We start from the raw sequence: 11362 nt of genomic DNA, 5'->3' as shown, positions 1-11362 counted from the left end.
TTCTGTCATTAGGTTTAGATTGAATGACATCATGTCCCGAACCGCCCGACTGTTCCAATTGATGCAGGCCTTGCGGTCTGGCCCGTCGCCCAAGACCTCGGCGCAGTTGGCGCAGGATCTGGGGGTTTCGGCACGCACCGTGCATCGCGACATCGACGCCCTGCGTGGTCTCGGTGCAGTCATTGATGGCGAGGCCGGGTTCGGGTTTACCCTGATCGAAGACGCGACACTGCCGCCGCTGGGATTCACCGATGACGAGTTGGAGGCGCTGGTTCTTGGCCTGCGCGAGGTGCAACTGATCGGAGACCCGGCTCTGTCGGACGCCGCCGGCGCGGCGCTGCGCAAACTGCAGGGCCGGCTGCCCCACCGCCAGTCCCACCGCCTAAGCCACGCAGTCCTGACCGCCACCCGGTTCGACCGTCCCGCCGCACCCAGCATAGAAGTTGCCGACCTGCGGCAGGCGACGTGGGACGAGCGTGTGGTCGAATTCGACTATACAGATGCGAAAGGTGACGACACGCAGCGCCGCGTGAGCCCACTGAGCATCGTGTACATGGATCATGCCAGCGTGCTTCTCAGTTGGTGCCATCTGAGGCGGGATTTTCGCGTGTTTCGGTTGGACCGGATGCGCGCGATGTCCGTCACCGAGGAAAGTTTCCGCCCCAACCGGGTATCTTTACTGCGCGAGGCGCTGGCCAAGATCCGGGCCGAGCGTGAAGCAAAAGATCAAGGGAGCCAGTCCTGAGCGCTTTGTGATTTGCGCAATCTGGGGTACCCTGTCCGCGAGCAGTAATCAGGAAAACCTGAATCATGAAATATGTGTGTGGCTTTGTGGCCGCCGCATTTTGGGCATCCATCTTGCAGGCGGAGACTTCGAATACAACCAAACGACCACAGATCAGACCGGCGCTGGATTCGATCCAGTTGGCGTCGGCCGATCTGACGGTTTCGATCCGGCCGGTGCCAAGGCCGACCACGGGCATGCACCGGGTGGTCGTCGAAGGCAACACCAGCTTCGAGACCTGGCTGAACGCCTTCCGGCACCGGGCAGTTGCGGCAGGTATCCGGCCACAGGTCCTGGACCGGTTATTGTCCGGCCTGACCTATGACACCGACGCCATCAAGCGCGATCGCAGTCAGGCCGAGTTTTCGAAACCGATCTGGGAGTATCTGGATTCGGCGGTGTCAGACCTGCGCATCGCGAATGGGCGCAAGGCGCTGGTGCGGTACAACGATACGCTGGACCGGATCGAAGCCCGGTACGGGGTCGAAAAAGAGGTGGTGGTCGCGGTCTGGGGGCTGGAAACGTCCTACGGCACGTATCGGGGCAGCAGTCAGACAATCCAATCGCTTGCAACGCTTGCCCATGACGGGCGGCGTGCGCAGTTTTTTGAAACGCAGTTGCTGGCGGCATTGCAAATCGTGCAGGCCGGCGACATCACCTCGGACCGAATGACGGGCAGTTGGGCGGGTGCCATGGGGCACACGCAATTCATGCCGACCTCATACCTGGAGCATGCGGTTGACTTCGACGGCGACGGACGCCGCGACATCTGGTCGGACGATCCTACGGATGCGCTTGCGTCCGCTGCCGCCTACCTTGCCAAGTTCGGGTGGACCAAAGGTCAGCCCTGGGCGGTCGAGGTGCGTTTGCCGAAAGGGTTCGACTATGCCAGCGCCAGTCGGGACGTTAGTTTGCTGCCCTCGGAGTGGGCCGCACGCGGCGTCCGCGCCGCGAACGGCGGTGGCATCGCAGATTTTGGACCCGCCTCGATCCTGCTGCCGGCCGGCAGCGGTGGCGTGGCCTTGATGATCTTTGACAATTTCAGCGTGATTGAGCGCTACAACGGCGCCGATGCCTATGTGATCGGCATCGGCCACCTGTCAGACCGGCTGGCCGGGCAAGGCCCGTTCCGCGCAAGCTGGCCGCGCGGCGAACGGGTGCTGAGCTTTGCCGAACGCAAGGAACTGCAACTGCGCCTGACCCTGGCCGGGTTCGACACGCAGGCCATCGACGGGCGGATCGGTCCGAACACTATCAATGCGCTGCGGGCCTATCAGATGGCGCGGGGTCTTTTGCCCGATGGATACGCCACCGTTCAATTGCTTGAACGGATGCGTTGAACGAAAAAGGGCGGCCCTGCCGGACCGCCCATTTCCGATGTTTTCCTGAATTCACGAGGCCGCTTTCATCAAGCCTTGGGCGATGATCTCGGCCTGCGCCTCGTCCAGAGACTTGTAGATGCGCACGAACATCTCGTCGATATCGGCCGGGGTCAGGATCAGCGGCGGCGAGATGATCATCCGGTCGCCCACATGGCGCATGATCAGGTTGTTGGCAAAGCAGCGATCGCGGCAGATGTACCCGACCGTGCCCGGATCGGACGCGAACTTGGCCCGGCTGGCCTTGTCCGGCGTCAGCGCGATCGAGGCCATCATGCCCACGATCTTGGCCTCGCCGACCAGCGGGTGATCGACCAGCGCCTCCCATTTCTGTTTCAGATAGGGGGCGGCGACATCGCGCACATGCTCGACGATCTTTTCCTCTTCCAGAATGCGCAGGTTTTCCAGCGCAACGGCCGCCGCGACCGGGTGACCCGAATAGGTATAGCCGTGGTTGAACTCGGTTCCGCCGATCACCTCGGCGATCTCGTCATTGACGATCGAGCCGCCGATTGGCGCATAGCCCGAGCTGAGCCCCTTGGCGATGGTCATGATATGCGGGCGGATGTTCATGGTCTGCGAGCCGAACCAGTTGCCGGTTCGACCAAAGCCGCAGATCACCTCGTCGGCGATCAGCAGGATGTCGTACTTGTCGCAGATGCGCTGGATTTCCGGCCAGTAGGTGTCGGGCGCGACGATTACGCCGCCTGCACCCTGAACCGGCTCGGCGATGAAGGCGGCAACGCGGTCTTCGCCCAGTTCCAGGATCGCCGCTTCCAGCTCGCGTGCGCGGGCCAGGCCGAAATCTTCGGGCGTCATGTCGCCGCCCTCGGCCCACCAGTTGGGCTGGTTGATGTGGTGGATGTTCGGGATCGGGATGCCGCCCTGCGCGTGCATGCCGGCCATGCCGCCCAGCGAGGCCGACCCCACACTCGACCCATGATAGGCGTTGTGGCGGCTGATGATGATGTTCTTGTTCGGATGGCCCTTTTCCGCCCAATAGGTGCGGACCAGACGGATGTTGGTGTCATTGGCCTCGGACCCGCCGGCGGCGAAGAAGACATGGTTCAGGTCACCCGGCGCCAACTCGGCCAGCTTGGCCGCCAGCGCGATGGCCGGGACATGGGTCGTTTTGAAGAAGGTGTTGTAGTAGGGCAGTTCGCGCATCTGGCGCGCCGCCACTTCGGCCAGTTCGTCGCGGCCATAGCCGACGTTCACGCACCACAGACCGGCCATGGCATCCAGGATCTCTTCGCCCTCGCTGTCGGTCAGATAAACGCCTTTGGCACGAGTGATGACGCGTGCGCCCTCCTTGCCCAGTGCGCCGTTGGCCGAAAATGGGTGAAGGTGATGCGCCGCGTCCAGAGCCTGCAATTCGGCGGTCGGCATGTGGTTGGTGATGGTCGACATCGGTCTCTACTCCTGAAACAGCGGTTGCCGTCACAATATGATCAAATTTTTTTCTGTCAATCGAATCGCGCTGACCTATTCGGTCGCCAGCGCCTCGGCCATCAGTTCCATGCCCTGTTCGATATCCTGGGTCGTTGCTTTTGCCACTTTTTCAGCGTCGCTGGCGCGCAGGGCATCGATGATGTCCTTGTGCCGGTCCGGAAGGCTCTGGGTGCCGAAGCGCCCGCAGACGACGCGCAAGGACGGGCCGAATCGCAGCCACAGGCGCTCGGCCAGATCCTTTAGAATCGGCGCACCAGCGTGGTCATAGAGTTTTTCGTGGAATGCGTGGTTCAGGCGAAGATAGCCGCCAACGTCCCCGTCGGCGATCGTGCGATCCAGCTGTTCGTCGATCTTTTCAAGCTGGTCGATATCTGCCGTGGTCATGTTGACTGCCGCGCGCCGGGAAAGCTCTGATTCTACGGCATTTCTGGCAAAAATCATCTGTTCTACGTCCGTTGCAGTCAGCAGGGGAACGCTGACCCGCCGGTTGCCCTGAAAGATCAGCGCACCGTCCGAGATCAGGCGCCGGATGGCCTCGCGCACCGGGGTCATGCCTACGCCCAGCGAATCGGTCAGGCCCTGGATCGTGACCGGTTGCCCCGGTACCAGATCGCCGAACATGATCTGCGACTTCAGTGTCTGGTACACCTGTTCATGTGCTGGTCGTTTTTCGGTCTGGGTCACTGCAGCAGATGCCTTATTTTTGATCAAATCCAATTGGTTCACCCCGATCCCAATGCTCCCGGCTTGTCAGGTTTCTTGCCCCGTGAAACCATACGACGTATCGAGGGAAAACGCAAAACTTGATCAAATCCAAAAAAACGGGAAAATGCCCGTACACTTGCAGGGAGAAGAAAATGAAAATCAAAACGCTGACGATGACGGCAATTGTCGCATTGGGGACGTCGGCCGCTGTTGCGGAAGAGGTGCGCGTATACAACTGGTCGGACTACATCGACGAGGAGTTGCTGAGCAAATTCCAGGAAGAGACGGGTCTGACCCTGATCTACGACGTGTTCGACAGCAACGAGGTTCTGGAAACCAAGATGCTGGCCGGAGGATCCGGTTACGATGTGGTGGTGCCGTCGGGCACCTTCCTTCAGCGCCAGATCCAGGCTGGAGCCTTCCAGAAACTGGACATGTCCAAGCTGCCCAATGCAGTTAACCTCTGGGATGTGATCCAGGAACGTACGGCCGGATATGACCCGGACAACGCCTATTCGATCAACTACATGTGGGGCACCACGGGGCTGGGCGTGAATGTCGACAAGGTCAAGGAAGTGCTGGGCGACGATGCGCCCTTGAACAGCATGGACCTGGTGCTGAAGCCCGAGAACATGGAAAAGCTGGCCTCATGCGGCGTCCATTTCCTGGACGCGCCGTCCGAGATCATTCCCATGGTACTCCAGTACATTGGCGAAGATCCGGACAGCCATGACACCGACGTGATCGCCAAGACCGAAGAGGTGCTGATGGGCGTGCGTCCCTACATTCAGAAGTTCCACAGCTCGGAATACATCAATGCACTGGCCAATGGGGACATCTGCGTGGCCGTGGGCTGGTCGGGCGACATTCTGCAGGCCCGCGATCGGGCGGATGAGGCCGACAACGGTGTGACCATCGAATACCATCCGTTTGCCGAAGGCTCGCTGATGTGGTTCGACCAGATGGCCATTCCGGTGGATGCACCCAACCCGGACGGCGCGCATAAATTCCTGAACTTCATCCTGGATGCCAACAACATGGCGGCGGCGTCGAACTACGTCTACTACGCCAACGGCAACAAGGCGTCGCAGGAGTTTCTGGAAGAAGACGTGATCGGCGATCCGGCGATCTACCCGGATGATGCCACGATGCAGAACCTCTACATCACCACGCCTTACCCGGCCAAAACGCAGCGGGTCGTGACCCGCCTGTGGACCAAGATCAAATCGGGCACCTGATCCGAAATGATTGCGCAAGGCAGAATGGTTCTGCCTTGCGCACAACCTGTACAGGCTGACTTACGGGGGCCGATTTGAACTCTACCGTCTTTGCGCCGTGGGAAGATCCGCAGGCGAAACCCTTGATCCAGTTCAAAAATGTGACCAAGCGATTCGGGGACTTTACTGCCATCGACAATCTGTCGCTGGACATCTTCGAGCGGGAATTTTTTGCTTTGCTGGGGCCGTCGGGTTGCGGCAAGACGACGATGATGCGGATGCTGGCGGGGTTCGAGAAACCCACCGATGGCCACATCATGCTGAGTGGTCAGGACATCGACCCGGTGCCGCCGAACAAGCGGGCGGTCAACATGATGTTCCAGTCCTATGCGCTGTTTCCCCATCTGAATGTCTGGGACAACATCGCCTTTGGCCTGCGCCGGGACAACATGCCCAAGCATGATCTGGAAGACCGGGTCGAGGAGATGCTGCGCCTGACCCGTCTTGAAAAATTCGCCCGCCGCAAGCCGCATCAGATCTCGGGCGGGCAGCGGCAGCGCGTGGCTCTGGCCCGGTCGCTGGCCAAGGCGCCGAAACTGCTGCTGCTGGACGAACCTCTTGGTGCACTGGACAAAAAGTTGCGCCAGGACACCCAGTTCGAACTGATGGACATTCAGGAAAAGACCGGCACCACCTTCGTGATCGTGACCCACGACCAGGAAGAGGCAATGACGGTGGCCAGTCGCGTTGCGGTGATGGATCAGGGTCAGTTGATGCAGGTCGCCACGCCGGACCGGATCTACGAAAACCCGAACTCGGTCTATGTCGCCGATTTCATTGGGGACGTGAACATCATCGAAGGTCGTGCAACCGCCGCCGGTGAGGGCTCGTACAGTATCGAATGGGCCGAGGGCCAGCCGCCACTGACGGCGACATCGGCGGCAAGCTTTGGAAACGGGCAGGCCTGTCACCTGGCCATCCGGCCGGAAAAGGTAACGATCTCGGCCGAGCGTCCTGCCGATGCCGTCAACGCAGTGCAGGGCAAGGTGCATGACATTGCCTATTTGGGCAACCTGTCGACCTACCATGTCGAATTGCCAAACGGGACGATCATCAAGGCGCAAACGGCCAACACACGGCGGATTTCCCGCCGGTCCTTTACTTGGGAAGACCCTGTCTGGCTGTCCTGGACAGCCACGGCGGCGGTTCTGCTGGCAGACTGATGCGCCGCGCAGTCCTGATCGCCATTCCCTATGTCTGGCTGCTGGCCCTGTTCCTGGTGCCGTTCTTCATCGTGTTGAAGATCTCGCTGTCGGACATCGCGCTTGCGATCCCGCCCTACACCCCGACTCTTGATCTGTCGCAAGGCTGGGCCGGGATCAAGGAATTCTTCAGCCAGCTGGATTTCGAGAATTTCGTCTGGCTGACCGAGGACGACCTGTACTGGAAAGCCTACCTGTCCAGCGTCAAGATCGCGCTGATCGCGACCGCGCTGACCCTGCTGGTGGGCTATCCCATCGCCTATGGCATGGCCCGCGCGCCCGAGGAATGGCGCCCGACGCTGATGATGCTGGTCATCCTGCCGTTCTGGACCTCGTTCCTGATCCGCGTCTATGCGTGGATGGGGATCCTATCGAACGAAGGCTACCTGAACCAGTTCCTGCTGTGGACGGGCATCATCTCGACCCCGCTGACCATTCTGAACACGCAGACGGCCGTCTATATCGGCATCGTCTACACCTATCTGCCCTTCATGATCCTGCCGATCTATGCCGCGCTTGATCGGTTGGACGGCTCGCTGATCGAGGCGGCCGAGGATCTGGGCTGTTCGCGCACGCAGGCCTTCTGGCTGGTGACCATCCCGCTGTCGCGCCCGGGCATCATTGCGGGATGCTTCCTGGTGATGATTCCGGTGATCGGTGAATTCGTGATCCCCTCGCTGCTGGGCGGGTCGGGCACACTGATGATCGGCAAGGTCTTGTGGGAGGAGTTCTTCTCGAACCGCGACTGGCCGGTGGCCAGCGCCGTGGCGGTGATCCTGCTGCTGATCCTGGTGATCCCGATCGTGCTGTTCCAGCGCAACCAGCAGAAACAGGCGGAGGCAGAGCAATGAACAGGCTGAGCTGGTTCAACACGGTCTCGCTGACGCTGGGCTTTGCGTTTCTGTACATCCCGATGGTGATCCTGATCATCTTCAGCTTCAATGAAAGCAAGCTGGTCACGGTCTGGGCCGGGTTCTCGACCAAATGGTATGGCGAGCTGATGCAGAACCAGGCGTTTCTGGATGCTGCTTGGGTCACCGTTCGCGTTGCCGTGTTCTCGTCGACGCTGGCGACCATTCTGGGCACCATGGCCGCCTATGTCATGGTGCGCGGCGGGCGGTTCTTTGGCCGCACGCTGTTCTCCGGGATGATCTATGCGCCGCTGGTGATGCCCGAGGTGATCACCGGCCTGTCGCTGTTGCTGCTGTTCATCGGCATCGGGCTGGACCGAGGCATCCTGACCATCGTGCTGGCGCATACGACCTTTTCGATGTGCTACGTCTCGGTCGTGGTGTCCTCGCGGCTGGTGACGTTCGATCAGTCGCTGGAAGAGGCGGCGTTGGATCTGGGCTGCTCGCCGGCGCAGGCCTTTCGGTTGGTGACGCTCCCGATCATCGCGCCTGCGGTGATCTCGGGGTGGTTGCTGGCCTTCACCCTGTCGCTGGATGACCTGGTGATCGCGTCCTTTACGTCCGGCCCCTCGGCCACGACCCTGCCGATCAAGATCTTCTCGGCCGTACGTCTGGGGGTCAGCCCGGAAATCAACGCGTTGTCGACCATCATGATCGCCGTGGTCACCGTGGGCGTGATCACCGCTTCGCTGGTGTCGAAACGCGCGATGGTCCGGCAGCGGCAAGAGGAACAAGCCGCCGCGCGCACCGAATGAGGCGGATCTTTCCGGCCTATACCTATGGCCCCGGCCCCCGCGCGGGGTGTTGGTGGGATGAAACCGTGCCAGCGCCTGACTGGCCCGTTCATTCAGGTGACTTGTCGACCGACGTTGCGATTGTCGGCGGCGGGTTCACCGGATTGTCTGCGGCCCTGCACCTCGCCGAACGCGGTGTGTCTGTCGCCGTGTTCGAGGCCGAAGCTCCGGGCTGGGGCGCTTCGGGACGCAATGGTGGATTTTGCTGCCAAGGAGGGTCCAAGCTTGGTTCCGCGACACTGGAGCGGCGCTATGGGGTATCGGCGGCACAGGATTATGCGCAGGCCGAAACCGAAGCTGTCGCCTTGGTTGCGGATCTTTTGCAGCGCTTTCGGATCGATGCCGACGTTCACTCAGAAGGAGAGACGCAGCTGGCGCACAGCCCGCGCGCGATGGAGAGGCTTCGGCGTCGCGCGGACAGCGGTGGGGTTCTGCATGAGCCGTCGGATTTGGAACGCCTCGGTATGGGGGGCCGTTTCTTTGGCGGATATACCGACCCGGTCGGTTTTGGGCTGAACCCGCAGAAATACCTGTTCGGGTTGGCCCGGGCCGCGCAGGCGCAAGGAGCCGCAGTATTCTCGAAAAGCACGGTTCAGTTCATCAAAAATGCCGTGTCCGGGTACAAGATGACCACCCCCACGGGCCGTGTTCAGGCCAAGATGGTGTTGATCTGCACCAATGGATATTCCAGCGACGATCTGCCCGACTGGTTGGCCGCCCGTTACATGCCCGCTCAGTCCACGGTCATGGTGACACGTCCGCTGACCGGCGCTGAATTGCAGGTACAGGGTTGGACTTCGCGCCAGATGGCGTACGACACGCGCAACCTTCTGCACTATTTCCGTCTGATGCCGGATAATCGGTTCCTGTTCGGTATGCGGGGTGGGCTTATGTCCTCGCCGAGCGCCGAGGCTGCGATCCGTCGCAAAGTACGCCGTGACTTTGATCGCATGTTCCCGGGTTGGGCCGAGGTTGAGGCAACTCATATGTGGTCAGGTATGGTTTGCCTGACCCGCGACCTGCTGCCCTTCGTCGGGGAGGTTCCGGGCCACCCGGGCTTGTTTGCCGGTCTGGCCTATCACGGGAACGGCGTGGCGATGGGCAGCTATTGCGGGCGGGCATTGGCCCGCTTGGTCTTGGGTGAGCCCGCGAATATTCCGGACGTCATCGCCAAACCGCCGTCAAAGTTCCCCTTCGGGCGCTGGCGGCGACTTCTGATGCCACCGGCTTATGCGGCGATGGCACTTGCCGATTTGTGATACGGCCCACAGTCAGAGGGCCGCAACCTCAAGGTCAAAGCCGGCCCTATAGGCTGGCGCGCCATTCTCGGCCCGCCACAGGCAGTAGGCAGCCATGCGCCAATTGTACCAGGGCTTCAGCGCGAGGTATCGGCGCACCGTCTGCGGGCTGTCATAGGCCGACAGAAACGTAGCCTCTTCCTCGGGGCTCAGCGCCTTGCCGCGATAGAGGTGCTGCATAGCGGGTGACAGGAACAGGGCAAGATCCTCGCATGGGTCACCCATCGCCGGGCATTGCCAGTCGATCAGTGTCAGCCCCGCAGAGGAGACGAGGATGTTGCCGGCCACTGGGTCGCCATGGATCAGGCATACTCGGGGGGTTGGCGGCACCTGGGTCCCGGGTTTGCAGTCGGCCAGAACGGCGCTGAGTTCCGAGCGGCAACCCTTCAAGATACGGGTGCCGTGATGATCGAGATCAACGCTTCCATTGCATCCCTTAGGGACCTCAAGCACGACTTCTTGGGTGTGCAGATCATGCAGCAGTTCCGCCACCTGCGCGGTGCCTTCTCGCCATGGTGTCCCAGCCGCATGGTCATAAAAAACCCAGCGATCCGGGCCAAAGCGGCCCGAGGCGCGAAGCCGCGGAACAAACCCCGTCGCTGCAAGCGCGTGCAGACAGGCTGCTTCGAGTTGGGCGTCGTTGCGAAATAGCGGGTTTTGTAGCGAAGACCGGTAGAACTTCAAAACCCGGTCCGGCTCGGCGTCCAATACCTTCCACACCTGGTTCGTGCGTCCGCCATACAGCGTCTCGAACTGGGCGTCTTTTGCGATCAACCCGCTTTCGACAAGTTGGTCTGAAAGGCCAGGTGGAGGAGCGGTTGGAACGGACAGTTGGGACACCGGAGCGTTGCGAATCTGGATGGCCAATCCTTGGCCCGCAGCGCTCCCGAGTTCAAGCGCCGGTACGAACGGCAACGACGTCGGTCGCCGGAATCACGACGCCACTGTCCAAGGTCAACATGACAACACCGGCCCCGACTTGGGCTTCGACGACGCGGCTGTAGGTGGCCGCGGGCCGCGCCGAGAGCAGTTCATCCCTCAAATAGCTTTCCAGCGTTGCGGAATAGGTGCCGTTGGGCAGCGGATTGCCCGACGCATCCACTCCAGCCCAAAGAAACTCGGTTTCAGATACCGGAACAGAGACCCGATCGATTTCGGTTTCGTCAGAATCCTTGATGACCAGCACAGACGCATCCGCGCCCAGGTCGGGCCGAGTGAATATGGTCTGTGGCTGGCCATCAAACCGGAAGGTGGTTGCCCCCTGCACATCGACCCCAATCCAGTTGGACAGCTCATCCAGGTTGACGCTGCTCAGGGCGGCGGTGAGGTTTGCCAGAAGGTCGTTGGTCTGAACCTGCTGCTCGACCATCGAAAACTGGGCGAGCTGCGATGCATATTCCGACGAATCAAGTGGCTCCAGAGGGTCCTGGTTGCGCGCCTGCGCTGTCAACATCATTAGAAACGTCTCGAAGTCCGAGGTCAGCCCTGTTGCCGCCGAGGTTCCCGTTGGTTGCGCTGTTGAGGGTGTTTGTGTCGCGGATGCCGCTGTGGTGATCATGG

Annotated in this window: 11 protein-coding genes; 7 read left to right on the top strand and 4 right to left on the bottom strand. The window is 61.1% G+C overall.

Annotated features, from left to right (window positions below):
* Positions 1–31 precede the first annotated feature (31 nt).
* Both ACR0NY_RS11440 and ACR0NY_RS11435 read left to right on the top strand, forming a co-directional pair.
* Positions 32–745: a helix-turn-helix transcriptional regulator gene (locus tag ACR0NY_RS11440; protein ID WP_170341244.1), complete on the top strand. Its 714-nt coding sequence runs from the start codon at positions 32–34 to the stop codon at positions 743–745.
* A 65-nt stretch (positions 746–810) separates the two neighbouring features.
* A complete protein-coding gene (locus tag ACR0NY_RS11435) occupies positions 811–2124 on the top strand; it encodes a lytic murein transglycosylase (protein WP_170369167.1) in 1314 nt (437 codons plus the stop codon).
* A 51-nt stretch (positions 2125–2175) separates the two neighbouring features.
* On the opposite strand, the gene ACR0NY_RS11430 is transcribed toward ACR0NY_RS11435, so the two are convergent.
* Together ACR0NY_RS11430 and ACR0NY_RS11425 are read right to left on the bottom strand one after the other, a co-directional pair.
* Entirely contained in the window at positions 2176–3573 is a 1398-nt protein-coding gene (locus ACR0NY_RS11430; RefSeq protein WP_170341247.1) for an aspartate aminotransferase family protein, read from the bottom strand.
* Positions 3574–3648: 75 nt separating this feature from the next.
* Complete coding sequence (locus ACR0NY_RS11425) at positions 3649–4332, bottom strand: GntR family transcriptional regulator (RefSeq protein ID WP_093964408.1); 684 nt, start codon at positions 4330–4332, stop codon at positions 3649–3651.
* Between the two features lie 140 nt (positions 4333–4472).
* Here ACR0NY_RS11425 and ACR0NY_RS11420 point away from each other — a divergent pair, with 140 nt between their 5' ends.
* From ACR0NY_RS11420 to ACR0NY_RS11400, 5 genes are all read left to right on the top strand, one after another.
* Entirely contained in the window at positions 4473–5558 is a 1086-nt protein-coding gene (locus ACR0NY_RS11420) for a polyamine ABC transporter substrate-binding protein (protein ID WP_170341249.1), read from the top strand.
* A gap of 74 nt (positions 5559–5632) precedes the next feature.
* Complete coding sequence (locus ACR0NY_RS11415) at positions 5633–6760, top strand: ABC transporter ATP-binding protein (protein ID WP_170341251.1); 1128 nt, start codon at positions 5633–5635, stop codon at positions 6758–6760.
* Positions 6760–7650: an ABC transporter permease subunit gene (locus ACR0NY_RS11410; protein WP_005980379.1), complete on the top strand. Its 891-nt coding sequence runs from the start codon at positions 6760–6762 to the stop codon at positions 7648–7650. Before ACR0NY_RS11415 ends, ACR0NY_RS11410 begins: the two co-directional genes overlap by 1 nt.
* Complete coding sequence (locus tag ACR0NY_RS11405; protein ID WP_170360749.1) at positions 7647–8465, top strand: ABC transporter permease; 819 nt, start codon at positions 7647–7649, stop codon at positions 8463–8465. Before ACR0NY_RS11410 ends, ACR0NY_RS11405 begins: the two co-directional genes overlap by 4 nt.
* Positions 8462–9763, top strand: a complete 1302-nt coding sequence (locus tag ACR0NY_RS11400) for an NAD(P)/FAD-dependent oxidoreductase (protein ID WP_170369168.1) — start codon at positions 8462–8464, stop codon at positions 9761–9763. Before ACR0NY_RS11405 ends, ACR0NY_RS11400 begins: the two co-directional genes overlap by 4 nt.
* 12 nt (positions 9764–9775) lie before the next feature.
* On the opposite strand, the gene ACR0NY_RS11395 is transcribed toward ACR0NY_RS11400, so the two are convergent.
* Positions 9776–10669, bottom strand: a complete 894-nt coding sequence (locus ACR0NY_RS11395) for a phosphotransferase (protein ID WP_254432935.1) — start codon at positions 10667–10669, stop codon at positions 9776–9778.
* A 25-nt stretch (positions 10670–10694) separates the two neighbouring features.
* The gene (locus tag ACR0NY_RS11390) at positions 10695–11360 is read right to left on the bottom strand and encodes a flagellar hook capping FlgD N-terminal domain-containing protein (RefSeq protein ID WP_170369169.1); all 666 of its coding nucleotides are present in this window, start codon (positions 11358–11360) and stop codon (positions 10695–10697) included.
* Positions 11361–11362 lie beyond the last annotated feature (2 nt).

The sequence above is a fragment of the Ruegeria sp. BJ5 genome (assembly GCF_056537865.1).
Note: the sequence above shows the minus strand (reverse complement) of the source record. Positions and strands in the feature narration are given on the sequence as shown.